Origin of the sequence: Pseudomonas sp. TMW22091, assembly GCF_022496705.1 — a bacterium.
GTDB classification, from domain to species: domain Bacteria; phylum Pseudomonadota; class Gammaproteobacteria; order Pseudomonadales; family Pseudomonadaceae; genus Aquipseudomonas; species Aquipseudomonas saxonica.
This window is the reverse complement of the sequence record NZ_SCFI01000003.1, coordinates 143,559-169,229: the sequence shown is the minus strand read 5'-3', so window position 1 is coordinate 169,229 and position 25,671 is coordinate 143,559. Positions and strand designations below refer to the sequence as shown.

The following is a 25,671-nucleotide window of genomic DNA, read 5'->3' as shown; positions in this document are numbered from 1 at the left end:
CTTGAATCAATGACAGCAGCACTGGCAGCATAGCTTTGAGCAGGTGGCAGCGGAGGGTCGATAGTTGCCGGCCTTAAGGGGCTGCTTTCGACCCAAACCGGTCATTTAGGTAGTCCCGCTTCCCATTCCGAACGGAGCATGCTCATGATTGCGGTGTCCCATCTCTCGTCACCAACTTTGGCAGACGACCGCCTCACTCCCTCGTGAAAAAAGCCGACTTTGTTGTAGGTTCGGATAGCGGCACTGTTCCAGCTATATACGTTTAGCTCAGTTCTCTCAATTTCCGGATGAGAGAATGCCTGTTGCAATGCCGCTTTCAGCAACGATTTAGCTAGTCCTTGCCCCCCGCGTTGTTGGCGCGACCATGACGCGTCCAATCCTTGCAACGCCATTTCTCCAGTCCACAGCAAATTGGACATGGCCTACCAGAGCTTGAGTGGCGTTAACAGCCATCCAAGATAGGCGCTTTGGTGGTGCCGTTGTCCCGTCGATGATCATCTGTTCAAGCTGATCGTCGGTGATCGGATAAGTCAGCTCAGGTCCGCCCCACTGCACCACATCGCGCTCGCTGCTGAGCCAACTGCGAAGGACCGGGAAGTGCTTTGTTTCGAAATCGATTAAATTCATCATCTGCTCATTACAAATCTAAACGAGATTAAGCATATGGCTTGAGGCATCCACATCGCAATGACCGCTATTGGCCCAGAGTGTGTAAAAACACTTTCGTAGCCTGGGTTCCTCAGCCCAGTGCTCCTGGGCTAGGCGGTTTCTCGAGCATTTGCCATGATCAGCGTCGGTAACGCGCCAGAGCGTTTATGAAGCGCTTGGGCACCTCTTAGAGCAGCAAAAGCTGGGCTTTTTACGCCGCCATCGCCTTCAACAAACCTTCGGTGCCGATGATTTTCATCACGCGTTTCAAGTTGTAGGCGAGCACATTCAAGCTCATCTTCGCACTCACCCCGTTAAGTTTTCGAGTCAGCAAGTGCGTTGCCCCCATCCATTGCTTGAGCGTCCCGAAGTGATGCTCAACAGTCCTTTTTCGAACCTTCATCATCTCTGGCGCGCGGTTCAACCGGCCCTGCATTTCCTCCAGCACAGCTTCATGTTCCCAGCGCCTTACTCGACGATTTGTGCTTGGAGTACACTGGATTTTCAGCGTGCAACTCTGGCATTTTGAACTCCAATAGCAGTGCATATTCATACCTTTCTCGACGCTGGAGAAACGCCAGATCAACGCCTCTCCAGCCGGGCAGGTGTATTCGTTTTTCGTTGCGTCATAAACGAAGGCATCTTTGTTGAATCGACCTTCAGCCTTGGCGCTTGAGGTCATCGGCTTTGGCACGTAGGCGGTGATGTTTGTGTTGTGACATGCCAGGATTTCTTCACCCTTGAAGTAGCCTCGGTCCGCGACTACCGACAACGTTTCTGCGCCGATGGCTTCACGAGCCTGCTTCGCCATTGAACTGAGTGGGTCACGGTCGGAACCGCTGTTGGTGACCTCGTGGGCAACGATCAAATGGTGCTGCGTATCGACCGCCGTCTGCACGTTGTAGCCGACGATACCGCTGCCGCGCGTCATCATTGAGCGGGCATCCGGATCGGTCAGTGAAACCTGTTTGTCTGGCGATTCGTTCAGCTGAGATTCAATCCCCTGAAGCTCTTTCATCTGCGCTTTGAGCTTGGCGATTTTATCTTCCAGGCTCGCAGTGTCTGGCGCGCAGGCGCTAGGTATTTGCCGATCAGCCGCATCTAGCGCGGCCAAATAGCGGTTGATGCTCGTCTCAATCTCTTCCATGCGCCGCTTCAGTTTGGCGCTAGTGAAATTGCGGTCGCGGTTATTCACCGCCTTGAATTTGCTGCCGTCGATAGCGACCAAATTTTCGCTAAACAACCCCAACTGCTGGCAGAGCAAAACGAACTGGCGGCAGACGCCGCGAATCCACCAAAAGCAGTCATCCATAATGCCCGTTGTTGACTATGTCAGAGCGCTTTAGATGCGCTATGAAGCAAGCCACCGCTCAATATGAAGTCGCTACGTATTCTGGGGGGGCGGATACCAGCTACAGCGACTTCTGTATGACGTTTTGCTCGTCAATCTGTATCTAACACAGCCCCTTAGGCTTCACTACTATCACCCGCTCCATCCAGGTGCATACCATCAGAGATGGCGAAAGCCGTTTTATGCTGATTTAGCGAAGCATTCGATTCGTTATTTCTTCCTAGGAGTTACGCCATGCCCGAACTGTCAAACCTGTTTGCCTTCGGCCTGATCTCACTTGGCATGGTGCTGACTCCCGGCCCAAACATGATCTATCTCATCTCGCGGTCGATCTGCCAGGGACGAATGGCTGGACTGATTTCCTTAGGCGGCGTGGCATTGGGTTTCGTCGTCTATATGCTTTGTGCCGCATTTGGCATCACGGCCTTGGTACTGGCTGTTCCCTATGCGTATGACGCCCTGCGCCTGGGCGGCGCGCTCTATCTGCTCTACCTCGCCTGGCAGGCGGTCAAGCCCGGTGGCCGTTCTCCGTTTCAGGTGCGCGACCTTCCCAAGGACAGCCCGCGTAAATTGTTCATGATGGGCTTTGTAACCAACCTGCTGAATCCAAAAATCGCGGTAATGTATTTGTCGCTGTTGCCCCAGTTCATTAGCCCCGTCAGCCACGGCAGCGTCCTGGCGCAATCCATCGGGCTTGGCTTTACGCAGATCGTCATTAGCGTGAGCGTCAACGCGCTGATTGCCGTGATGGCTGGCTCTATCGCGATATTTCTTGCAAGCAGACCCTCGTGGCAGATCGTGCAGCGCGGGCTGATGGGGACGGTTCTCGCGGGCTTGGCCGTGCGCATGGCTGTCGAATGGAGGCGCTAAATCGTGAAGGTCATGGTAGACGCCTTAGATGTTGCGGCAGGGACGTGAGTTGAACAATATAGAATCTCCTCCAACTCAAGCGACCGATATGATCCGGCTAGCCGAAGCAGACGATGAGCCCGAGATCAGAGATTGTGCCGAACAGGCCTATGCTCGTTATGTTCCAATGATCGGGCGCAAGCCAGCTCCGATGGTCGCCGATTTCGTCACTCAGATAGCGGCAGGAATGGTGTACGTGGCGACGGATGACCAAGCCATCTTTCAGGGGTTCATTGTGTTCTATGCCGAAGAGGAGCATATCTTGCTGGAAAACGTGGCCGTCTTGCCCAGCGCAGCCGGACACGGTGTAGGCAGGGCGTTGATCAGCTTTTGTGAAGATGCTGCTCGGCAGCGCGGCATCAACGGCGTACATCTCTATACCAATGAGAAGATGACCGACAACCTCTCGATTTATCCTAAGCTTGGGTATGTGAAGGTGGGACAACGTACGAAAGACGGGTTCAAGCGCGTTTACTTCGAAAAAACCCTCACCTGACCAAGTGCGGCTTGACCCAAATTGGCGGTACTTTTCCAGCGTCGGCGGCGAGGCGCTGTATTTACTCCGGCCACGGCCTGCAACAGGCAAGGCGTCTGTTTGCTGCGCTACCCGTTACGGCAACTCAAGTGGAGTCAACTCGCTAAGTCAGGATGAAGAATACCGGTGTACTAAAAGTTGCTCGGGTACTTCGGTCTACTCATCCATAGTCGAGTATTCATTTAATCGTAACAACGACCTTGCCTTTGGCTCGTCCCTGTTCGACATACTTTAACGCCTCGGCCGTTGATTCAAACGGGAAGGTGCGGTCAATCACCAACAGAGTCGACCAAAAGCAGGCATTCAAAGCTTTCGAGTTTTCGGCTCTGGGTATCGACCTTGGACATCAGCTGCGCAGCCAGTGTGCTCAGTTGTTCGGCGGTCATTTGGTCGAGATCGGGCAAGGAAGTCCCCCGACTGCTACCAGCAAGATACCGACGCCGTCAGCTTTGATCATTGGATCAAGAGGGTAGGCCGGCTCGAAACAGATCCACCAGCTCACGAAGACCAGGCGGCATTTGCCGACGACCAGGGTAGTAAATATAAAACGCCGGTTCGATGGGGGCCCAGTCCGGGAGCACAATTTGGAGCTCCCCGCGAGCCAAGTGACCACTGACGCGTTCTTCGAGGCAGTACGTGATCCCTCGATCTGCAAGTGCCATCTCAATTCCGAAGGTCGTTTCGTTCACGCACAGCTGTCCAGGGACATCAATGGTTTGGTGATCACCCTCTTTTTCAAAATCCCAGCGGTAGATGACTCCGTTGCCCGTTCGAATCTGAATGCAGTTATGGTTCTTCAAGTCTTCAGGAATCAGGATGCGAGCGTTAGCATTTAGATATCTAGGGGAAGCTACTGCCACCCAACGCAACTCCTCGCTGAGTCGAACGGCAATGTAATCCTCGGGGATCGTGTCGCCGAAACGAATGCCTGCGTCGAAGCCCGCAGACACAATATCTACCATCCTGTCGTCAACTGCGACTTCGACTGAGACTTCAGGGTAGGCCTCCAGAAATTGAGGAAGAAACTTCGTAAACAGTAAACGTGCGCCATCAGCCAACACGTTGAGACGGAGTCTGCCCGAAGGCCTATCTCGGTGACGATCCAGCGCCGCCAGAGCGCCGCTTATCTCGGTGAAACCCACGGCCAATCGCTTGGCAAGAGCGGCTCCTGCATCGGTTGGATATACCGTCCTGCTTGTGCGATTCAACAGCCGAACCCCAAGCCGACTTTCCAGATTGCGGATGGCATGACTCAGCGCGGAGGTCGTGATACCGAGTTCGACTGCCGCATGGGTAAAACTTCGCATCCTCTCAACTGCGAGAAAGGAATTTAGATCGGCGAGGTCTGCACGAGATAGCCGTGTGGTGGGCAGTACAGGCATGACGCATCCATGGTTGAGCTGAATTCAATGGCTGATGCAATCTCGCTAATCAATCGCGGGATTCATCTCGGTTACTATTAATTCCACTCAACGATTACCGCGTCAACCCACAGGGTGGTGTTTTAACTGTGTTCCATATCTACCTGACAGTTGCCTACCTGTACGTCCTATGGCGCTTCGTCGCTCCGCTGCCTATCGGTCGCGGTTGGCGTGTGCTTTTGGCGGCAGTGCTGCTCATCATTTCAAAGTATCACCTCGTTCTCATCGCAGTTTACGGAACGATGTTTTCGCCTGAGGTGCCGCGAGCGATTGTCTTGATTAATGGCTGGCTTTTCTGCGCTTTTGTTCTGGTGCTGGTGCTCACGCTGTTAACTGATGGGGTCAGTGGCATTGTCGCTGCCTGTCGCAAGGTGCCTTGGAAAAATGTTGTTGGTGGACGACTGCGTACCGCTATCGCAGTTTCGGCGCTGGTCCTGTCGGCAGTGGGTGTTTATCAAGCGGTGCAGTTGCCAGGGGTCCGACGCATTGATGTGACGGTGGAGAACCTGCCTCGATCTTTTGATGGACTGCGCATAGTGCAGCTCACCGATCTGCACATCAGTCGTCTTTTCCAGGCTGACTGGGTAGAGGGTGTTGTGTCGCGTGCCAATGCACTCAACGCCGATGTGATTTTTATCACTGGAGATCTCATTGACGGCACCGTCGACGCCCGGAAGAAGGACGTGGCGCCGCTGAGCAAACTGACTGCTCCCTTGGGTGTCTTCGCTGTTCCCGGAAACCACGAATATTACTTCGATGCCCACCGATGGATCGCGGAATTCCAGCGTTTGGGTATGCGCGTTCTGGTGAATGAGCACGCCATTCTTCGTAAAGGCGCAGATCAGTTAGTGGTTGCAGGAGTGACAGATGAGGTTGCTCAAGCATACGGCCATGAGGGCCCTGAATTGGTCCAGGCGCTTGATGGCGCGCCGAAGGGTACCGCGACGATTCTGTTGAAACATCGCCCGGCGGGTGCGTCGGCGTCGGCTGCTGCTGGGGTTGGTTTGCAACTCTCGGGACACACCCATGGCGGCATGATCAGTGGCTTGGACTTGGTAGCTGGGTACGCCAATCAGGGCTTTGTTTCGGGCAGCTATGACGTCGGCAAAATGAAGCTCTACGTCAGCAACGGCACTGCATTGTGGAATGGTTTTCCGATCCGCCTCGGTGTCCCTGCCGAAATTACGGAGTTTGTACTGCGGGCCAGTCCAACTCTTAACGAACATACAGCCAGGAGAACATTCCTATGAATCATCCAGCCATTCGCAAAGGTGCCGTTGCGGTCATTACCGGGGCAGCCGTTGGTATTGGGTACGCCATTGCACGTCGCGTTGCCCGTGAGGGGATGAACATCGTTCTTTTTGATCGCGATGCCGTTGCATTGGACGTTGCGACCAAGGCACTACGCAACGAATTCCCTGACGTGAAGCTGCTGGCGATCGAGGGCGATGTCACCTGCGAAAGCGATCTTCACCAACTCTATGAGAAATCATGTGGGTTTGGTGAGGTGTCTCTGTTGGTGAACAACGCGGCCATCATCAAGGGCGCCGGCCCATGGGACGGCATATCCAAATGGCGAACGCTGATGGATATCAACTTCTGGAGTGTGTTGACGCTTCAGCAGCTTTTCGTGGAAACGATGTTTTCCCAAAGTGGGGCTGCCGCCATCGTCAACCTTGGCTCGAAGGAAGGCATCACTACTCGCCCTGGAAACGCGGCGTATTCGCTCTCTAAAGCGGCGGTCAAAGTCCTCACTGAACAACTGGCGCACGAGTTGCGCGAGAAGGTTGGTGATCGTATTTCTGCGCACCTCCTGATACCTGGGTACACGTTCACACCTATGAACTTCCCTGGCATGACTCGTGATACGCAAAAGCCGCACAGCCCGTGGACTGCTGATCAAGTCGCGGATCGTTTGGTCAAGGGAATGGCGGAGGGGGATTTCTATATTTTCTGTGAAGACAACGAAGCTGGCTGGGAGCTTGATCAACGCCGTATGCAATGGGCGGCAGACGACATGATCCAGAATCGTCCAGCACTGTCCCGCTGGCACGATGGGTATTCGGACAAGTTCGCTGATTACATTGCAGATATTGCCGACAAGTAGGCGCAGGTAGCGTGCGCATAAGCCCATTGTTGGCACCTCCATTAGGTAGGTGCCATTCATCTTCATTGTTATAGGGTGCCCTCGGTACCGCTTCATCGCAGGCATAGTTGATGACCAGTCAATGCAGTATCGATACAAACATTTCGCAATCCCAGCCGGCCATCGACGTCCCGCATGGCACAGGCATGGCCATCACGATGCTTGGCCTGGGAGGCTTATTCATCGGGACGGGTGAGTTCGCGTCCATGAGTTTGCTTCCGGATTTGGCGTCGAGCACAGACGTCTCCATACCCGTTGCGGGCGGCTACATCACTGCCTACGCACTTGGGGTCGTGGTCGGTGCACCGCTCATTGCGATTCTCGCCGCACGTTGGCCGCGAAAGGCACTGCTGATCGCGCTCCTTGCGCTATTTGCAGTTGGATACGGAGCCAGCGCATTGGCTTGGAACTACACGACATTGCTGGGAGCACGTTTCCTGGCCGGTCTGCCGCATGGAGCCTATTACGGCGTCGCCTGTCTAGTGGCCGCGACCATGGTGGCTGAAAACCGAAAAGCCCAAGCTGCCGGCTATGTCATGGCGGGGTTGGCAGCGGCCAATGTCGTCGGTGTACCTGCTGCCACGTGGGTTGGTCAGCTTTTCGGATGGCGAGGTGCGTTCGCGGCTCTCGCTGCGGGAGGAGCCATTGCCATTATCCTGTTTTGGATATTCATCCCAACCATCCCTCGCGACGAGTCTGCGAGTCCTGAATCTGAACTCAGTGGCCTCAAAAAGCCTCAGCTTTGGCTAACGCTGGCCACCGCTTCAATCGGCTTCGGCGGTATGTTTTCTGTGTATAGCTACATCACGCCGACGCTTACCGAGCTCACAGGTTTCTCATCCGGCCAAGTACCTATGGTTCTGGCACTCTGGGGAATCGGGATGATTGTGGGCAACCTGATAGGCGGGTGGTTGGCAGACCGCGCTCTAGTACCTGCAATCTTCTACATCATGATTTGGAATGCGGTGTTCCTGGCGGGCTTCTCTATCTTTGCATCCTCTGGAATTGGCACGTTGGCTGTACTGTTTCTGATCGGTTGCGGATTCGCACTGGTGCCAGCCCTTCAGGTGCGCCTGATGAATGTCGCTGGTGAAGCTCAAACCCTGGCCGCTGCCCTCAATCACAGTGCATTCAATATATCTAACGCCGTCGGTGCATCGCTAGGCGGACTCGCCATCGCTGGTGGGCTCGGGTGGGCATCAACGGGATGGGTTGGCGCCGGTCTGGCCGTTCTCGGCATCATCTTTTTCGCTATATCCATCGGTGTTGAAAAGCGTTCCATGTCGAACAGCGCTGCAATTTAGTAAGTGCGAGGGCGAGGCATGACCCGGTGAATTCAGAGCGTCTCATCGTGCACGGTTCAAATTCAGGAGATGGGTTCACGGTAAGCCTGAGCTGACCAGGAGCAGTATGTGAAGGTGACGCGCAGGAGTTGATACCGGCAGGGTTTTGAACGCTGCCGGTATCGTTTTAGGCCAGCGCAGTAACAGCATGCGGGCGCGAGGCAGGGAAGCATGGCGCGATGGTTAGATGATTCTCTGTATCGTGCCCGCTGCTGCGCTATTTTCAACGCTCCGGAAGTTTCCAGCGATCCTTGTAAAGCTCATATTGCGCCACAGGCATTTGTACCAGCAGCGGGTTTTTCTGAGGGTTCAACCACGTGAACAAGAGCTGGATATTCTGCGGGTCCATGGCGGTGCAGCCAGTAGTTGGGGTGCTGCTGGATTGCCAGATGTGCATGAAAATGCATGAGCCGCTATTGGCTGCTGCTGACGTGTTGTGTTCCACGACAATGCCTTGGTGATATAACTCGTCCTTGCGGTGCATTTGCTCTGAGCTGTTCCAGTCTTTGCTCACGGCTGAGCTGTCGACCAACGTGTTGTAGTGACTCGATTGGCTGTCATCCACACATTCTCGGGCGTCGGTGCTGACGGTGTAGGGCAGCCGGGTATTGGCCGTAGGTTCATACCCGAACGCGCTGCCGAAGGTAAATATGCCTGCAGGCGCCTTACCGTCGCCTTCACGTTTTACAGGTTGTTCGCCGAGGCCGATAGGCATGATGCCGCTGCCCCAGGCTAACCCGGTTTTACCCACCACAATGGGGAACGCGTCACCGACTTTCTGAAAGTCCTGGCCATTGCGCTCATAGCGCTGTGCCTTGCCTTGAGTGGCGTCCCAGTCGGAAGTGGTTACCACGACCAGTTGGCTACTGGTTTCGGGAATTTGTGCCAACGCCAAGTTTGAACACAGCAGTAGCAACAATGAGCAACTCTTGATGAGTGGGTTCATTAGTATGGATCCTTGACTGATAAGAGGAATAGCATTGCTGGGGGTATTGGTAGTTATCAATTTAAACGTGCGCGGATTAATACGGCGCACTAGAGCGATGTATATAAAATAGTTATTTCGTTATTTAGCGTGTTCGGATGAAATTATCAGTCACTGGGAAAGGCGGAAAATGCTTATTTGTTAGGCGATCATTCACTCTCGATATGTTGCAATTAGGGCGCATGCCGCGCACCTTAATTGACCTTGGCAACCCCCGGCGGGGCGGTGTGGTAAGGCATGAACAACCATCGCTAAGTATTTGGTTGCACTAAATGGGTGCCCCCTGTTCTTGCGAGATGTATTTAAAGTCAGGGGGCGATGTTATAGGCGGGTCGGATTTTATAAGGGGGCTATTGTTGGCAAGTTATCCATGCTTTCAAGGGTCACGCTCACGCCTAGAATGGCTAGTTGTTTGGCGAGCAGGGATATTTCTAATTGCAAGGATTCAGCGAAATGTTGCTGGAAGGGAGTTGGAGAGCGGTAAAGCGGTTTAACCAGACTGATCTGGAAGGGTAATGAAAAGGCAAGAGGACGAATATTGACACCTTGCCCCTGAAACATGATCGCGGTCAGGGGGTTGAGAATCGCAATACCCAGCCCCGCTTGCACCATCGAGCACACTGAAACGGCGCTGTGGGTTTCCACTTGGATAAATCGATCGATTCCCGCGTCCTTGAACATGACATCAAGCACTCTCCTGTAACGATCCCCCTTGCTAAAACTGACGAACGTTTGATCCCTGATATCTTCCAGCGACAGGACATGTTTCTCAAGCAAAGGGTGGCCATCAGGCAAGATGCATACTTCGTCCACGCTCATCAGCAGTTGCAACTCAGTGCCGGGCGGGGCTTCATCATGCTCTGTGAGTCCGGCATCGTGGCGCTGAAGTGTCAGTTGTTCCTCAAGCCAAGGCGACTCCAGGGGCGCTATCTCGACACTGACACCCGGATGGTTGGCTATCAGGTTTTTACAAACCTGAGGGAGCAGCGCATGAGAAAAGGCGGGAATACAGGCCACAGAAAATGCGCCCTGTGAAAAGCGACTCAGGCTCTCTGCGAACGAGACGATGCGGTCCAGGCCAATGAACGCGAGCTCTACCTCCTGGAACAAAACTACTGCCCGTGCCGTTGCGTGCAGGCGGCCACGCCCGCGCTCAAACAGTTCGAATCCTACGAGGTACTCCAGGCGCGCCAACTCCCGGCTGACGGTGGGTTGGCTGGTGTGCAGCATTTGAGCGGCGTTGGTGACACTTCCCGCCGTCATAATGGCGCGGAAAACTTCGATATGTCGCAAGTTGATCATAAAAGCGCTCTAAACCAGCGATATGCATTCGTAACCTTCAGAGGCAGGATACATTCCAACCTTTCACTACATCTCCCCAAAGTTTTGATATCTGCAAATCGCTCCGCAAATATCACTTTTCTGGGACCGAACTCGGCTATTGCTGTTGTGGTCCCGTGGTCACTGCTTTTCATAGTGGTTAATTTCTCTCTTCCAGTGCCAAGAGCTCCTCCACTCGCTGACGACGGCGGATCAGTACATCATCGGCCCCTTCGATCAGCACCTCTGCGATCAATGGGCGGGTGTTGTAGTTCGAAGACATCGAGGCACCATAAGCGCCGGTGTCGCGAATGGCGATGAGATCGCCCACTTTGCATTGGGGAAACAGTCGGGAGAGTACTGTTCCGTCCTCCGCTTGCGTGAAGACGTCACCTGCTTCACACAACGGCCCTGCAACCACGCTGGCTTGCAGGGGGCGCCCGGATGCATTTGCATCCAGCAATTCGATACCGTGATAACTGCCGTACATGGACGGGCGCATAAGCTCGTTGAAGCCTGCGTCGAGAAGTACGAAGTGATTGCTGCCGACCTGCTTGGTGGCGCGTACTTCACTCAAGAGGCAACCTGACTGAGCCACCAGATACCGGCCGGGCTCGATCTCCAGACGCAGCTTATTACCCAGAATGTGCTCGGCTTTCTGGCGCGCAGCATCCCACAGGCTGAAGTAGTGGCGAGTATCGAGTTCCGGTTCATCCGCGGTGTAAGGGACCGACAACCCGCCGCCTGCTGACAAGGCGCAGAGGGTTGCTTTTGCGTCTTTGACTTGCTGCACGAGATCGAGCATGGCTTTGCTGACGCTGGCCAGGTGCTCATAATCCACCCCGGACCCTATGTGCATGTGCAACCCGATTAATTGCAGGTTGTGCTTGCGGACAACCGATAGCGCCGCACCCAGATCGGTATGCCAGATGCCGTGCTTGCTGTGCTCGCCCCCTGTGTTGGTCTTCTTGCTGTGGCCATGGCCAAAGCCCGGGTTGATTCTCAGCCAGACTCTGTGCCCGGGTGCGATGGCGCCCAGTTGCTCGAGCATATCGATCGAACCGGCGTTAACTGGAATGGCATGCTCCACCACAGTGGCTAACGTCGCTTCATCGATAAGATCTGCGGTGAAAACGATGGCTTCTTCGTTGTCCTGACACGAATATCCTGCGGCCAGTGCTCTAAGGATTTCTCCTCGAGAAACCGCATCTACCTGGACACCTTGCTCGCGCATGAGCTTGAGGATGTTGATATTGGAGCAGGCCTTTTGTGCAAAACGAATGGTATCGAACTGGCGTAGATCATTGATGCGGTCACGAATGGTCTGGGCATCATAAACCCACAAGGGCGTGCCGAATTTTTCGGCCAGGTACTGAAGGCGCTTCACGGGTACGGTTTTCATAGGCCCAACTCAAGAAAAATAGTGTGTCTCAGATCCTGCTTCCCGATCCGGACTGAAAATAAGACTGGCGCGTATCGGGTGATTGGTTTTATCGGTGTTCGAGGGCGCCAAAGCGCTTTTCTGCCAACTTCGATAAGTAGAGAAGCGGGTAGCAGTAAGCGAAATAGAGCAGGGCGATCACGCAGTAAATGAACATCAGGTGTTGTGGCATGCGGACAATTAAAACTTCGCCCTGGCGCGTGAGTTCAGTGATGCCGATGATGGATAAAATCGCGGTGCTTTTGATGATATTGACATACACGCTTCCCAGCGGCGGCAGGGTCAGCGGGATGGCCTGCGGTAATACGACGTGAAACAGCGCCTGAAATTTGCTCATCCCGACTGATCGCGCCGCTTCAACCTGGCCATTGGGTACAGTCAGAATCGCGGAGGCCACGATTTCAGTCGCATAGCTCGACGTGTAGAGCGTCAACGATACGATGGCGGCGGTGTAGGCATCGAACTTGAATATCTCAAGCCCCGTAGCAGGCAGTACAAAATAGATGATGTAGACCTGCACCAGGTATGGGGTACCCCTGAACAGGTGCAAGTACAGGCCAATGATATTTTTGAAGAAAAACTTGCTCTGTGAGCGGATGACCCCTAACACGATCCCCAACAATACGCCGAGTGCAATGGAGATCAGGGATATCTGTACGGTCATCCACAGCCCTTTGAGCATGAATGGCAACAGCGCCTGTAGCACTGTTGCTTTGGTCATGATCCATTCCATGATTATTTGATCCCCTGCCGAGTTTGCCAGTTGGCGCCGCATTTTCGGCGCACCAGGTGAGAGAGCAGCAGCAGCAGTACATAGATGAACAGGTAGCATGCGGCAGTGGTCAGGTAACTCTCGGTCGCCACTACCGAGTCCGAAAACATGTACAGGCCAGCGCTCATTAACTCGGTTACCGCGATGATACTCAGCAGCGACGTATCCTTGATCAGGATGGCTGTCTGTCCTAATAGGGGGGGCGTAACGTTCGCCAGTGCCTGAGGCAGCACAACGTGGAACATCCGCTGAAATGGAGTCATGCCGACGGACATCGCACCTTCGAACTGGCCGCGGGGGATCGATTCGATACCGGCACGAATAATCTCTGCCATGTAGGGGGTCGTGTGGATCGTCAGTGCGATAAGGCCAGTCTGTAGTTCATTAATGTGTTTGCCGAACGCAAACAGAGCCGGAAGGCCGTAGTAAACCAGGTAGATCTGCAACAACAGCGGTGTGGCGCGGATAAACTGTATATACGCTGCCGCCGGCCGCCACAATAAACCGTTTTTGGACATGCGCATGAGTGCTACAAATATGCCAAAAAACACCGAAAGCAATAAACAGACTGATGCTATTTCAATGGTTGTCAGTACGCCGTTTAAGAATGTATCCCGGTATTTGTAGACGATGCCAAAGTTGAAACTATCCAGTGCAAAACTCATTGCGACGTAACCTCATCCAGCAAGCCGAACTCTTTTGTGCGCGGTAACAGCACGCAGCAGGCCGCCCGGTTGAAAGGACGGCCAGCTTCACCGCGCTCTAACGTTTACTTGTGGTCAGCTTCCCATGCCGTAGAGTTCCACCAGTAGTCGGTACGCTCTTTCAATCGTCCGTCGATTTCGATCAGGCGAATATAGTTATTGAGTGCCAACAGCAAGTGCACAGAGTCTGGGCGGGTGGCGAAGCTCAATGGCTCTTTCGTCATGGTTCCGTCGAGTACTTCCAGTTCAGGCGTGGCGTTAACGAAGGTTGCGATTTGCGCTCGGTCCGAGATGCCAGCATCCGCACGGCCGGAAACAACCGCCTGAACCGTCTGGGCGTTGCCACCGCCGAATTCCTTCAACTGTGCTTGAGGCAGGAATTTTTTAGCCGCATCCGCATAGCTGGAAGCCTGGGTCGCGCCCACGGTAATTTCAGGATTGTTGAGGGCTTGCCACGATTTGAAGTGCTTGTCTTTGTTGGCGAATGCCACTGTCTCCAGATAGAAGACGGGATTGGTGAAAAGCACCTGCATGTTGCGCTTTGCAGACGGTGTCATGTCAGCGGCGATAAGATCGGCCTTACCTGACGTCAGTGCTGGAATGAGGCCTTTCCAGTCGTAGTCCTGGATGACCAGTTTGACGCCCATGTCATCGGCGAACATACGGGCAATATCAATCGCCAGGCCAGCACGCTCACCGTTTTTATCAATAAAACTAACGGGAGGGCCCTGGGTTTGCACGGCGATTGTAAGTGTTCCATTTTTGTTGATGTCGTCCATGGCGTCGGCCTGTGCCAACATCGGCACGGTCGCTAATGCAGAAGCGACAAGAACATTTGCCAGAAAGCTTTTCAATAAGTACATCGCAATATGCCTTTCTTTAATTGTGATTAATCGGCAGTTTATTGGGGCGAGCTATCGTTCATCTCAGTGCGCCTTCCTCGGCGTCTTGTTTTCGTTGCGGCGGTTTACATGCACGGTGCTGCTGACACCCGGCCCAGGAAACTTGCAACCCGATCACTGGGGGCAGCGAAAAACCTGTCAGCTGGAGCCTCATCTACAATCTGTCCGGCCTCCATGAAAATCACCCGGTCGGCCACGTCGCGAGCAAAGCCCATTTCGTGAGTGACCACGACCATGGTCATCCCTTCGGCGGCGAGTTCCTTCATCAGTTGAAGTACTTCACCCACGGTTTCTGGATCCAGTGCTGATGTGGCTTCGTCGAACAACATGACCTTCGGGTTCATCGCCAACGAACGCGCAATTGCAATGCGCTGCTGCTGGCCCCCGGAAAGTTGATGCGGGTAGTTATTGGCACGATCCGGCAGTCCTACTTTTTGCAGTAACGTGCGTGCGATACCTTCGGCTTCTTCTTTCGATCGTTTCAGCACGATTGTTTGCGGGATGACAATATTTTGAAGCGCTGTTTTATGGGCGAACAAGTTGAAATTCTGGAACACCATGCCGACTTCTGCGCGCAATTTGTTAATGTCTGTTTTGCGATCGGTCAAACTGACGCCATCAATCCAGATCTGCCCAGAACTGATGGTGTTTAGCCCGTTAAGTGAACGCAGCAAGGTACTTTTCCCTGAACCACTCGGGCCGATGATGACGACCACTTCACCCCGGTTGATGTGATTGTCCACATTTCTAAGTGCAAACACTTCCTGGCGACCATTAATGCCGCTGAAGACTTTCGAAACCGATTCTATTTTTATAATGCATGACGACATGCGTTCATCAGCCATTTTAAGCCTCGTGTGTTTCCAGCAAATGTCCAGCAAACGCAACGACAGTAGGCCCCGTGAGAATGAGTTGCCCCATATCGTCTTGTTCGATTGTCAGGGCTCCCCCCGGCATATACACAGTCACAATACTGGACTGAATAAGCCCTTTCGCTCTGGCCGCGGCCACGGCGCAACATGCTCCGCTACCACAGGCCTGGGTAAGAATGCCCGGCCGCTCCCACACGGTCAGGCGCATGGCGGTTTCGCCAATGATCTGAGCAACGCCTATATTGGCGGACTCTGGCAGGAGTGGATCCTGTTGGGCCTGGGCGGCATAGCGTGGGATATCGATACTTTGTAAATCATCTACAAAGAACACCAGATGCGGGTTGCCGATATTCAAGGCAACTGCCTGTTGAAGCGGCCCGTGATTCATTCTGACATTCAGGGTGTCAGTGGCTTGTGCCAGTGGGATGGAATGCCATTCCAGATTGACTGTTCCCATCGCAACACTTATCTGACCTGAGGCTTCGTTGCGCCAGCATCGCAGGTTGCCACCGCCTGTTTCGATCAAAACCTGGTCTGCTTCACTTTCCTTTAAAAGAAGATCAGCAAGACAGCGCGTGGCATTGCCGCAAGTTTGCACTTCGCTACCATCGACGTTGTAAATTCGCATGCGAGCATACGCACCCAAGGTCGCAGCACTTAAGGTCGCAGGCTCAATAACGAGCAACTGATCCGCGCCAACACCTGCGTCAACGCTGCAGATTTGCGCAATGACGTCAGGCGGTGGGGCAAAGGATCGTTCACGGCCATCGACAATAATGAAATGGTTCTTCAGTCCGTGCATTTTTAGAAATGGACGTCCGAGCTTGAACATGTCAGACCAGACCGCCACGGGCAGATTTGCAGTCATCATGTAGAAATCTTATTTCACGGAAAGTTGATGTAGATGAAGCTATCAGCCACTGCAACATCCGGTAAATACTTATTTTGTCAGAGGTTATTCATTTCTGATATGCCATGATTCGTTGCGTTCTGCGCACCGTTAGTGACCACGAACAAGTTCAACAGGTTAACGCCGCGACGCAAAAGCATTTGATGATCACCGTGTTTACGCACTGCTATGGGGCTCAAGTTATTTTTTGCGCAGCAGATCTGATACTCGTATTCGGGCTAGTTAAATTGAGTAATTATTGATTCAGCATTTTCTGCACGGCTTTGCGTAAGGCCGATTGATTACACCGATAGGGCAAAGACGCAGTTGCGCATCCTTGATTTCATCGATGAGCATGTAGTTGGGCATAATGATCCGATAAATACGGGCAAGGCCTTAACCGGCCCATTGGGGGATAGTGACGTTATCGCACTGGTGATTTCCAGTGGTCTACGACACCCAAAGCAGTGTCTTGTGAATTCTGGTGGTGCAGTAGGGCAACGTTGAGAAGTCTAACGGTCATTGACAGCGGCCCAAAAAAAACGCCCCTCATCAAGGGGCGTTATAACTTGGCCTGCAACGAGCAGGCCTCGTTGGGACTCAGTATTAGTTGTTTGAACAACCGTTACCCATTACTCGGTATTCCATAACGTGTTGCTGACCTTGATGGTCCAAATAAGTCATATGTACTGGAACCACTTCACAGACATCTGGGACTGGGTCCATGTGAATCACTTTGGCGATGTCGAGGTGTGAGCTGTAGCTGTATTGCTCAACTGCTGGTTCATCGGCAAAAGCCATTTGACTGCCTACCATGATAAAAGAAGCGGCAATCAACGTTTTAAACAGTTTCATTTTAAATGTCCCAACGATGCAAACGATTTATGTCTTCAGTCGCAATCTGTAAGGCCGAAGGCTCTACGAAACGTGGGAGGGTGGTTTGCTTGGACCCTGCTGGTTCTGCGTTTCGTGGCTTTGTTTGGAAGCTGTGTTTAGTTTATGCCTCTGGGTTTTTTGATAAATCCCAAATACTGGAAAGCATTGTTGGAAGAACAGTAATAATCGGTGGCGGCGATACGGCTGGCTGTTGGCGTGGCTGAGTGCGAATAACGGCGTTTATAGTAAATCCGGCCATGACTTGGCCCTGGCTCGTGGCGGACCCCAGACGAGGCAAGGTCACGCTCAAGTCCGGGTGAATCGGCACGCGTCATTGGTCTGTGGTGGTTAAACAGATACAGCCGCTTGTGAGCGCTTCCAGAATTGTGCGAGGATCAGCTATGAATCAATTCATTCCAAGCAATCACCGTCATCATCACGGACCTCACTTAGGGTGCCGCGGTTGCTCACGCTCATCGAATGCTCAGAATTTTAAACATTCATTCTGACCAATCAATGAATCAAACCAAGGCGCCAATGGCGCCTTTTTTATTGCCTGTAAAATGGAGATCTATAAATGACCATGCTTCGCGGAACTCGAATAGTGACAGGGAAAGAAGCTGCAACCATGCGTGAGATAGAAGACAGATTTCGGAGCTACCTTCATCGATGCCGGGGCTGAGGAGGCCATAATTCCTGCATTGTGGGGCCAAGACACGTTTATTGAGAAAGCCGGTGGAAGTGAAGTCATTGGACAAATGTGGGCCTTTGATGACAAGGCCGGGCGTCCTTGTTGTCTCATCCCAGAAGCAACCGCGCTTTTTCAGGAGCGCAACAACGCACTTCTCGGGTCACGAGACGAAGCGATGTTTTTCTACGTGGCGCGATGTTATCGGTATGAGCGACCTCAAGCCGGTCGGTATCGCGAATTCACTCAACTGGGACTTGAAATTCTTAGTTCCACACCCGCGCAGGCATTGCAGCGTAGCCAAGCAATTTGCACCGGTTTTCTTGACTTGCTGGGACTGGAATATGAACTCAATCTCGCAGTGAAGCGTGGCCTGAGTTATTACCTTGAGGGGAATGGTTTTGAGGTGCGTTGCCCTGTGCTGGGGGCACAGCAGCAAGTTGTCGGCGGCGGAGCTTATCGCGAAGGTGCTGGTTTTGGTATCGGGCTTGAGCGACTGGTGCTTGTCTCTGAGATGGCTCGGAGCCTGTGATATTCAAGGCGCTTGCGGCAGGGAGCGCTTTCAAACAAAACAGGCTGAAATCGCCCGGGGCGAAACTGAGCAAAAAGGCGAACCAAGCAGGCCAGAAGCTGGCGGCCAATTGAGCAATGCAAGACTTCAAGTGTCGACCTGCCTGTCTTATCCGCAGGTGTGAGCTTGAATCAGGTTTGTGCAAACGCCAGCTTCAAATCTTCCATTAGGGCGAGCTGCGCCTCAGTAGGATTGCGCCCGCGATGGTTGGCTAAATGAAATTGCACATTGAACCCCAAAGTTTCCGCACCAAGCGGTTGCACAAAACCACGTGCCTGCCAGGGCTCGGCAATGTGGCGGGGCAGGTATCCGATGTGGGCGCCCGAGAGAATAAAGGTCAAGGTGCCTTCGATTTGTTCCGTACGCGCAGTGCTTTGACTCGGGAGAAAAGGTTCGGCCGGGACACTGAAGCGGTAAGGGTGATGGACTCCGTCGCATGCCTCCAATTGAGACTGGTCTGGGCTTTTCACGCCAAATAACGGGTGTCCCTTGGCGCAGTAAAGGCGTTGCTGCTCATCGAACAGGGGTTGGTAATTCAAGGCTTGTTGATGCCCCGAAAAATAGCCGATCGCCAGATGCAACTGGTCTTGAAGCAGGCGTCTCTCCAGCTCGGCCGGCATGGCGCTGATCAACTCTATCTGGACCGCTTGCCGGCGCTTGCGAAAGTTGCCGATGGCATTGGCTACCCGCTCAAGCACATGTGAATCCAGTGCTTCCGATAAACCGATGGACAATTCGCCCAGTAAGGTATCGGCCATGCCTTGGGATGGTTTGCCTCTACGCGTCCCGGCACAAGATCAAGGTGTGAAGGCAAGAAGTATCCCTTTTCATTGTTCTATTTCAGCAGGATACGTTGAACGTCTTTCTGCGGGCAGGTGAAAAGGTAGCTTCTGGCCACTCAGTTCGCGTCACAACGTACTCAAGGTCGCTAGCATTTGCTTGCGCACCCATAGGTGCGCGGCGGAGCTTGAATGCTGCTTATTGGATAACAAGCCAAGCGTGTAGCGCGGAGCTTCGAACGGTGCGGGAAGAACTACCAACGAAGCCGCACGGCTGAATGGAATGACTGCCCGGCGGGGCAGGGTGAAAAGGAAGTCCGTACTGGCGACTATGTATGGAGCAGCCAATACACTGGGCAGTTGCACCGCTAAATCGCGTCGAAAACAAGCAGAAGATTCAGATCAAGGCGGTGGAGAACGGAATGCATGAACTTCATTACAACCTGAGTAAATTGCAGTACCTGCATTCTGCGCTTTCTCTAACATAGCGTCTCTCGTCTCCCTCAAGCCACTCAACATCAGGAACTGAAATGTCCACGCTCAGCTTTCGTAATGCCGCACTGTCAGACGCTGCCCGCTGCTACCAAATCGAGTCTTGTGCATACGAAGGCGACGAAGCCGCTACTCAGGAGAAGATCACGACACGCATTGCTCAGTATCCGCATGGCTTTTTGATTATGGAAGATGCTGGTGAGGTCGTCGGTTTTATCAATAGCGGCTGCGCCCACGAGGTGGTGATGTCCGATGAGGCCTTCAAGGAACTGGTGGGGCATTCGGCCGAGGCGCCGAACGTGGTGATCATGTCAGTGGTGATTGATCCTGCGAAGCAGGGTAAGGGTTACTCAACACTGTTGATGCGCGAGTTTGTCCGAGGCATGAAAGCGCTGGATAAGAAGACCATCCACCTGATGTGTAAGGAGCACCATGTGGAGCTGTATGAGCGAATGGGCTATCGCTACGTTCAGCCCTCGCCTTCTAACCACGGTGGAATGTCCTGGCATGAGATGGTCATGGCGCTCTAGTACCAGAGTTGGGCGGCAAAGGTGTTCCATCACTTATTCATTTTGTGGGCTTTGCGAGGGCGCCGACACGTCGGGAAACCCGTTCCGTAATCCCTTCTATTTGAGTGCCTAAGAAGTGCGCTCGCCTCTTAAATATCTGCAATTTACGACACGGTAGTTGCCCTGATATCACGACGCTGAAATGGCATGATCCGCTTTGCGTTCTCTCCAATTCGGCGGCCAGCAGGCATGTGGTGTGCCAACGATTGCGCTGCCTGATTTGGTCAAGCCACAGTCCGAGGAGGCGAGCGCTAATTGAATGTCGTCGCGCGGATTTAGAGGTTGCTTGGTGGTGCGCGCTGTGGGCTCGGCTAGGCGTTGGGCGCCGTGGGGGTCAACGCGCGTCATTGCTGTGGCTTGCAGCTCTGACAAACCCAAGGTTCCGCAGAGTGGAACCATATTCGATTGCCCTCGTGCGCGACTCGCGGTTATCTGGCGGTGAGCGCGACCTGCCTTTGATGTGCCGCGAAATTACTGCGAATAAATAGAACGGGAATTCACCCGACCCAAGGAAATCGTCATGACTCGACATCAGCACATTTTTGCCTGGCTTAGCGATGTGGCCAGCGATCTGCACGCCACCCGCCAGGACATTCACGCCCATCCGGAACTCGGCTTCGAGGAAAACCGTACCTCGGCGCTGGTGGCCAGTTCACTTGCGCAGTGGGGGTACGAGGTGCACACCGGAATCGGCAAGACCGGCGTGGTCGGTGTTCTGCGCAACGGCAGCAGCACGCGCAAGCTCGGGCTGCGAGCAGACATGGACGCGCTGCCGATCATCGAGAATACCGGCGTTGCCTATAGCAGCCAGCATCAGGGTTGCATGCACGCCTGTGGGCATGACGGCCACACGGCAATGTTGTTGGGCGCGGCGCGTTATTTGGCGGCAACCCGTCAGTTCGACGGCACCCTGACTCTGATTTTCCAACCCGCCGAAGAAGGCCAGGGCGGCGCCGAAGCGATGCTCGCGGATGGTCTGCTGGAGCGTTTTCCGTGTGATGCGCTGTTCGGCATGCACAACATGCCGGGCTTGCCGGCAGGGCACTTGGGGTTTCGCGAAGGGCCAATGATGGCCTCGCAGGATCTGCTCACGGTCACCATTGAAGGCGTCGGTGGCCACGGCTCGATGCCGCATCTGGCTGTGGATCCGCTGGTCACTGCGGCCAGTGTGGTCATGGCCCTGCAAACCGTGGTCGCGCGCAACATCGATGCGCAGCAGGCAGCGGTGGTAACAGTCGGCGCGCTGCACGCCGGGGAGGCGGCCAACGTTATTCCGCAGCAGTCCATCCTGCGCCTGAGCCTGCGGGCCTTGAACGCTGAGGTGCGCCAGCTGACCCTCGAGCGTGTTCGCTCGATCATCGAAACCCAGGCCCAGAGTTTCGGTTGTACCGCACGCATCGAACATCGTCCGGCGTATCCAGTGCTGGTCAATCACGCTGCCGAAACCGAGTTCGCTCGCCAGGTCGGCGTTGACTTGCTGGGTGAGGAGGCGGTGGATGGCAATACACCCAAACTCATGGGGAGCGAAGACTTCGCCTGGATGCTGCAACGCTGCCCAGGCGCCTACCTGTTCATCGGCAACGGCGTGTCGCGGCCGATGGTGCACAACCCCGCTTACGACTTCAACGACGACATTCTGCTGACCGGTGCGGCGTACTGGGGCGCACTGACCGAGAGCTGGCTCAAGCCGGCCTGATTTTCTCGCTTTCAACTGCCGCTGAACCGGGCGCGCTATCGTGCCCGCCGTCGCCCAACAGGTTTCCGGAGAGTTCCCCATGCAGACTTCGAGCACTGGCGTTTCGCGTACCCGGCAGGTGGTTGCCGCCGTCATCGGTAACGCGTTGGAATGGTATGACTTCATCGTGTACGGCTTTCTGGCGAGCATCATCGCCCGGCAATTTTTCCCGTCCGAGGACGAATACGCATCCTTGCTGATGGCCCTGGCGACCTTCGGTGTCGGGTTTTTCATGCGCCCGGTGGGTGGCATTTTGTTGGGCATGTACTCGGATCGAAAAGGTCGCAAGGCGGCGATGCAGATGATCATCCGCCTGATGACCGTGTCCATCGCACTGATCGCGTTCGCGCCAAACTACGCCGCCATCGGCATGGGCGCGCCGCTGTTGATCGTGGTTGCGCGGATGCTCCAAGGTTTCGCCACCGGTGGCGAATACGCCAGCGCCACGGCATTCCTGGTGGAAAGTGCACCGGCGCACAGGAAGGGTTTGTATGGTTCCTGGCAACTGGTCGGGCAATGCCTGGCGGTATTCTGCGGGGCAGCGATGGTGGCGTTGATCACGCACCTGCTTTCCCCTGAGGCGCTGGACAGCTGGGGCTGGCGGATTCCGTTTGTGCTCGGTTTGTTGATCGGCCCGGTCGGGTTGTGGATTCGCAAGCACATGGAAGAACCGGAAGAGTTTCTCGAAGCGCGCAAACAGGCCAAAGGCGCGAGCCCGAGCCTGCTGCAAGTGATCCGCGAACATCGGCGCAGCATTCTGGTGTCGATGGGCCTGGCCTGTGGTGCGACCGTGTCGTTTTATGTAGTGCTGGTGAATATGCCGACCTTCGCCCACAAGAATCTCGGCCTGCCCCTGGATCAGGTGCTGCTGGTGCAGATGCTTGCTGTGGCGCTGATGACCGTGGTCATTCCGCTGTCCGGCGCGCTGTCGGATCGCCTTGGCCGACGCCCCGTGTTGATGGCCTTCACCCTGGCGTTTTTCCTGATGGTGTATCCGCTGTATGTATGGATTGCTGCGGCGCCGTCGATTGAGCGCCTGCTGGTGATGCAGCTGTTGTTATGCAGTGCCATCGGCGGTTTTTTCGGCCCGGCACCGACCGCGCTGGCCGAGCAGTTTCCAATCGAAGTGCGTTCCACCGGGGTTTCGGTGGCGTACAACGTTGCCGTCATGGTGTTCGGCGGTTTCGCCCCGCTGATCGTCACTTGGCTGAGCAATGTACTGGCAACACCGGTGGCGCCGTCGTTCTACGTGTTGTTCGCGTGCGTGCTGACGCTGCTGGGTACTTACTGCATGCAGGAAGCACCCCGGGCCAAGAGACCCGTCGAACTTAACCTGGGGGTGAAGCTTTGAGTGTCAATTCGATTGTTGAAATGGATGCCAATGCGTTGTCTTGTGCCATTCATGCGCGGCAGGTGTCGTGCCGAGAAGTGATGCAGGTCTATCTGGCGCAGATCGAGCGCTTCAATCCTCAGGTCAATGCGCTGGTGTCCCTGCGCCCGGCCGAGGAACTGCTGGCTGAAGCCGACACCTGCGACCGACAACTGCACCAGGGTCAGTCCCGTGGCTGGATGCACGGTATGCCGCAAGCGATCAAGGACCTGGCGGCCACCGCCGGTTTGCCCACCACCATGGGGTCGCCACTGTTCGCCGGGCAAGTCCCGCAACACGACGCCTTCAGCGTGGCGCGGGTTCGCGACTGCGGGGCGATCATCATCGGCAAGACCAACGTGCCGGAGTTCGGCCTCGGTTCCCAGACCTACAACCGCGTGTTCGGCACCACTACCAACGCCTACGACCCGTCGCTGATTGCTGGAGGCAGCAGCGGCGGGGCGGCGGTGGCGCTGGCATTGCGCATGTTGCCGGTGGCTGATGGCAGCGACATGATGGGTTCGCTGCGCAACCCGGCGGCTTTCAACAACGTCTTCGGGTTTCGCCCGTCCCGGGGCCGCGTGCCGTTTGGTCCGGGGCCGGAGGTATTCGTCCAGCAACTGGCCACCGAAGGGCCGATGGGCCGCACCGTCACGGATGTCGCCCGCTTGCTCGGAACCCAGGCCGGTTATGACCCGCGTGCGCCGTTGTCACTGACGCAAAATCCGGAGGTTTTCCACCAGTCGCTGCAACGGGATTTCAGCGATGTCCGACTGGGCTGGCTGGGCGACTACAACGGCTACCTGCCGATGGACCCAGGCGTAATGAACCTGTGCGAATCGGCGTTGCAGGACTTTGCGACACTGGGTTGCAAGGTCGAAGCCTGCCAGCCGGATTTTTCCATGGAGCGTCTGTGGCAGACCTGGCTGGTGCATCGCCACTGGTTGGTGCAAGGCAGCCTGGGTGGGCTGTATGCCGATCCGCAGAAACGCGAGCAGCTCAAACCCGAAGCTCAATGGGAAGTCGAAGGTGGGCTGCACCTGACGGCGGCGGATGTTTATCAGGCTTCAGTCAGTCGCAGCGAGTGGTATAGGGCCATGAACGAGTTGTTCGAACGTTACGATTTTCTGCTGTTGCCCACTGCCCAAGTGTTTCCTTTTGATGCACAAACCCCTTGGCCGCGCGTCGTTGGCGGGCAGGGCATGGACACCTACCACCGCTGGATGGAAGTGGTCATCGGGCCGACCCTGGCCGGTTTGCCGAGCATGAGCGTACCCGTAGGCTTCAACCCGGCCGGTTTGCCGATGGGCCTGCAAATCATTGGCCCGGCCCAGGCCGACCGCGCGGTGCTGCAACTGGCGTATGCCCATGAACAGCTGACGCAATGGGTCAAGCGTCGGCCGCCGGGTTGTCTGCAAGACGCGTGAGCACGGCGCACAGGCCTGAATCTTGCTGCATAAAGCGATCATCCATCCGGGTTATTCGATTCGGGTTTAGGGAGGTCGTACACATGGATAGCAAGACAGAAACCGGCAGCGTACGTTCCGTCGCGCGCGCCCTGGCGATCGTCGAGTTGCTGGGTGAGCATCAGGCTCTGGGCCTGGAAGAGTTGCACTACCTGACGAGCCTGCCCAAGGCCACGGTGTCGCGCATGTTGTTGACCTTGCAGGAGCAGGGTTGGATCTATCGCGGCTTGAGCGACCGGCGTTACCGCTTGTGCGCCAGGCGCCTGTTTGGCGACAGTCAGCAACGCTTCAAACGGCGTCTGGTCGAAAACACGGCGCCGTTGCTGCAGGCGTTGAGCGAGCGCACCGGGTTGGTGGCCGACCTGTCGTGCTTTGACGGCGAGCGGGTGGAGGTCCTGGAAAGCGCGATCCCCACGGTGTTGCGCAAGCGTTATCCGAACAACTGGCAGATCGTCGGCCAGCACGCCAGCCTGTTTCATTCGGCCATGGGTCGGGCTTGCCTCGGCGAGCTGGAGAGTCATGAAGTGGAGCGCCTGGCTGGCCGTGAACAACTGACCGACGAAACACTCTTCAACGCAACTGAACAGGTGTTGCACCAAGGCTTTGGTCAGCGTACCGAAGGCTATTGGGAATACCCGGTGCGCCTGCCGTTCCTGATTCGCGCGGTCGCTTTGCCGATCCATGCCGATGGCCGACTGGTCGGCAGTATGGCGCTGCAATGGCCGATGGATGAGGCGCCGGTAGAGCGGGTGCTGAGCCTGCACTTCAACAGCCTGGCCGCGACTATTGGCGATGTGCAGCAGGCGATGGCCTGAAAGCTGTTCAGAACACCCTGTAGAGGCGATCTCTTTCGTTCACGGGTTCCTTCTGGATTATCTGATGCAGCGC

General features: G+C 55.1%; 25 protein-coding genes and 2 pseudogenes. 11 read left to right on the top strand and 16 right to left on the bottom strand.

The features are described from left to right. Nucleotides 1–101 precede the first annotated feature (101 nt). The 3 genes and pseudogenes from EQV93_RS22505 to EQV93_RS07315 form a co-directional block, all read right to left on the bottom strand. A complete protein-coding gene (locus EQV93_RS22505) occupies nucleotides 102–392 on the bottom strand; it encodes a GNAT family N-acetyltransferase (protein WP_442968881.1) in 291 nt (96 codons plus the stop codon). Then, entirely contained in the window at nucleotides 328–627 is a 300-nt protein-coding gene (locus EQV93_RS07320; RefSeq protein ID WP_240891248.1) for a hypothetical protein, read from the bottom strand. The genes EQV93_RS22505 and EQV93_RS07320 overlap by 65 nt, the downstream gene beginning before the upstream one ends. A gap of 232 nt (nucleotides 628–859) precedes the next feature. Beyond that, nucleotides 860–1,939, bottom strand: a pseudogene (locus EQV93_RS07315) (IS1182 family transposase); the annotation flags it as partial. Between the two features lie 294 nt (nucleotides 1,940–2,233). Here EQV93_RS07315 and EQV93_RS07310 point away from each other — a divergent pair. Continuing rightward, nucleotides 2,234–2,869 (top strand): LysE family translocator, encoded by a 636-nt coding sequence (locus tag EQV93_RS07310; RefSeq protein WP_146386266.1) that lies wholly within the window; start codon nucleotides 2,234–2,236, stop codon nucleotides 2,867–2,869. 88 nt (nucleotides 2,870–2,957) lie between these two features. Continuing rightward, nucleotides 2,958–3,404 (top strand): GNAT family N-acetyltransferase, encoded by a 447-nt coding sequence (locus tag EQV93_RS07305; RefSeq protein ID WP_240891409.1) that lies wholly within the window; start codon nucleotides 2,958–2,960, stop codon nucleotides 3,402–3,404. A 217-nt stretch (nucleotides 3,405–3,621) separates the two neighbouring features. On the opposite strand, the pseudogene EQV93_RS07300 reads toward EQV93_RS07305, so the two are convergent. The 3 genes and pseudogenes from EQV93_RS07300 to EQV93_RS07295 all read right to left on the bottom strand — a co-directional run. After that, nucleotides 3,622–3,720: pseudogene (locus EQV93_RS07300) on the bottom strand (zinc-binding dehydrogenase); the annotation flags it as partial. Then, nucleotides 3,713–3,847, bottom strand: coding sequence for a hypothetical protein (locus tag EQV93_RS22390; RefSeq protein WP_272492559.1), 135 nt, complete (start codon nucleotides 3,845–3,847; stop codon nucleotides 3,713–3,715). The pseudogene EQV93_RS07300 and the gene EQV93_RS22390, both read right to left, overlap by 8 nt. A 57-nt stretch (nucleotides 3,848–3,904) precedes the next feature. Beyond that, nucleotides 3,905–4,825, bottom strand: a complete 921-nt coding sequence (locus EQV93_RS07295; RefSeq protein WP_146426027.1) for a LysR family transcriptional regulator — start codon at nucleotides 4,823–4,825, stop codon at nucleotides 3,905–3,907. Between the two features lie 128 nt (nucleotides 4,826–4,953). Between EQV93_RS07295 and EQV93_RS07290 the strand changes: the two genes are divergently transcribed. The 3 genes from EQV93_RS07290 (at nucleotide 4,954) to EQV93_RS07280 (ending at nucleotide 8,314) form a co-directional block, all read left to right on the top strand. Continuing rightward, nucleotides 4,954–6,114, top strand: a complete 1,161-nt coding sequence (locus tag EQV93_RS07290; protein ID WP_240891247.1) for a metallophosphoesterase — start codon at nucleotides 4,954–4,956, stop codon at nucleotides 6,112–6,114. Continuing rightward, nucleotides 6,111–6,971 carry an SDR family NAD(P)-dependent oxidoreductase gene (locus EQV93_RS07285; protein WP_240891246.1) on the top strand — a complete coding sequence of 287 codons (861 nt, stop codon included), beginning with the start codon at nucleotides 6,111–6,113 and terminating at the stop codon, nucleotides 6,969–6,971. Before EQV93_RS07290 ends, EQV93_RS07285 begins: the two co-directional genes overlap by 4 nt. A gap of 185 nt (nucleotides 6,972–7,156) precedes the next feature. Next, nucleotides 7,157–8,314, top strand: a complete 1,158-nt coding sequence (locus EQV93_RS07280) for an MFS transporter (protein ID WP_240891408.1) — start codon at nucleotides 7,157–7,159, stop codon at nucleotides 8,312–8,314. A gap of 262 nt (nucleotides 8,315–8,576) precedes the next feature. On the opposite strand, the gene EQV93_RS07275 is transcribed toward EQV93_RS07280, so the two are convergent. From EQV93_RS07275 to EQV93_RS07235, 9 genes are all read right to left on the bottom strand, one after another. Continuing rightward, nucleotides 8,577–9,299, bottom strand: a complete 723-nt coding sequence (locus EQV93_RS07275) for a L,D-transpeptidase family protein (protein WP_122782645.1) — start codon at nucleotides 9,297–9,299, stop codon at nucleotides 8,577–8,579. A gap of 378 nt (nucleotides 9,300–9,677) precedes the next feature. Then, complete coding sequence (locus EQV93_RS07270) at nucleotides 9,678–10,640, bottom strand: LysR family transcriptional regulator (RefSeq protein ID WP_240891245.1); 963 nt, start codon at nucleotides 10,638–10,640, stop codon at nucleotides 9,678–9,680. Nucleotides 10,641–10,818: 178 nt separating this feature from the next. Continuing rightward, the gene (lysA, locus tag EQV93_RS07265; RefSeq protein ID WP_146386260.1) at nucleotides 10,819–12,060 is read right to left on the bottom strand and encodes a diaminopimelate decarboxylase; all 1,242 of its coding nucleotides are present in this window, start codon (nucleotides 12,058–12,060) and stop codon (nucleotides 10,819–10,821) included. Between the two features lie 88 nt (nucleotides 12,061–12,148). Continuing rightward, the gene (locus EQV93_RS07260) at nucleotides 12,149–12,820 is read right to left on the bottom strand and encodes an amino acid ABC transporter permease (RefSeq protein ID WP_199750942.1); all 672 of its coding nucleotides are present in this window, start codon (nucleotides 12,818–12,820) and stop codon (nucleotides 12,149–12,151) included. Nucleotides 12,821–12,834: 14 nt separating this feature from the next. After that, entirely contained in the window at nucleotides 12,835–13,536 is a 702-nt protein-coding gene (locus tag EQV93_RS07255) for an amino acid ABC transporter permease (RefSeq protein WP_240891244.1), read from the bottom strand. 104 nt (nucleotides 13,537–13,640) lie between these two features. Beyond that, on the bottom strand, nucleotides 13,641–14,438 hold the full coding sequence (locus tag EQV93_RS07250) for a transporter substrate-binding domain-containing protein (protein ID WP_146386257.1): 798 nt from the start codon (nucleotides 14,436–14,438) through the stop codon (nucleotides 13,641–13,643). A gap of 104 nt (nucleotides 14,439–14,542) precedes the next feature. Continuing rightward, a complete protein-coding gene (locus EQV93_RS07245; RefSeq protein WP_158636752.1) occupies nucleotides 14,543–15,295 on the bottom strand; it encodes an amino acid ABC transporter ATP-binding protein in 753 nt (250 codons plus the stop codon). A 28-nt stretch (nucleotides 15,296–15,323) separates the two neighbouring features. Beyond that, nucleotides 15,324–16,220, bottom strand: coding sequence for a diaminopimelate epimerase (dapF, locus tag EQV93_RS07240; protein ID WP_199750938.1), 897 nt, complete (start codon nucleotides 16,218–16,220; stop codon nucleotides 15,324–15,326). Nucleotides 16,221–16,844: 624 nt separating this feature from the next. Beyond that, nucleotides 16,845–17,054, bottom strand: a complete 210-nt coding sequence (locus tag EQV93_RS07235; RefSeq protein ID WP_233609122.1) for a DUF2790 domain-containing protein — start codon at nucleotides 17,052–17,054, stop codon at nucleotides 16,845–16,847. A gap of 725 nt (nucleotides 17,055–17,779) precedes the next feature. Here EQV93_RS07235 and EQV93_RS07230 point away from each other — a divergent pair. Beyond that, the gene (locus EQV93_RS07230; RefSeq protein ID WP_240891407.1) at nucleotides 17,780–18,334 is read left to right on the top strand and encodes an ATP phosphoribosyltransferase regulatory subunit; all 555 of its coding nucleotides are present in this window, start codon (nucleotides 17,780–17,782) and stop codon (nucleotides 18,332–18,334) included. 170 nt (nucleotides 18,335–18,504) lie between these two features. Here EQV93_RS07230 and EQV93_RS07225 read toward each other — a convergent pair whose 3' ends face one another. Further along, complete coding sequence (locus tag EQV93_RS07225; protein WP_240891243.1) at nucleotides 18,505–19,131, bottom strand: substrate-binding domain-containing protein; 627 nt, start codon at nucleotides 19,129–19,131, stop codon at nucleotides 18,505–18,507. A 551-nt stretch (nucleotides 19,132–19,682) separates the two neighbouring features. Here EQV93_RS07225 and EQV93_RS07220 point away from each other — a divergent pair. The 5 genes from EQV93_RS07220 (at nucleotide 19,683) to EQV93_RS07200 (ending at nucleotide 25,598) form a co-directional block, all read left to right on the top strand. Continuing rightward, nucleotides 19,683–20,174, top strand: coding sequence for a GNAT family N-acetyltransferase (locus EQV93_RS07220; protein ID WP_240891242.1), 492 nt, complete (start codon nucleotides 19,683–19,685; stop codon nucleotides 20,172–20,174). A gap of 559 nt (nucleotides 20,175–20,733) precedes the next feature. Continuing rightward, nucleotides 20,734–21,909 (top strand): M20 aminoacylase family protein, encoded by a 1,176-nt coding sequence (locus EQV93_RS07215; RefSeq protein WP_122782654.1) that lies wholly within the window; start codon nucleotides 20,734–20,736, stop codon nucleotides 21,907–21,909. A 79-nt stretch (nucleotides 21,910–21,988) separates the two neighbouring features. After that, complete coding sequence (locus EQV93_RS07210) at nucleotides 21,989–23,299, top strand: citrate-proton symporter (RefSeq protein ID WP_122782655.1); 1,311 nt, start codon at nucleotides 21,989–21,991, stop codon at nucleotides 23,297–23,299. Beyond that, nucleotides 23,296–24,744, top strand: coding sequence for an amidase (locus EQV93_RS07205; RefSeq protein ID WP_272492557.1), 1,449 nt, complete (start codon nucleotides 23,296–23,298; stop codon nucleotides 24,742–24,744). The genes EQV93_RS07210 and EQV93_RS07205 overlap by 4 nt, the downstream gene beginning before the upstream one ends. 83 nt (nucleotides 24,745–24,827) lie before the next feature. Then, entirely contained in the window at nucleotides 24,828–25,598 is a 771-nt protein-coding gene (locus EQV93_RS07200; protein ID WP_122782656.1) for an IclR family transcriptional regulator, read from the top strand. Nucleotides 25,599–25,671 lie beyond the last annotated feature (73 nt).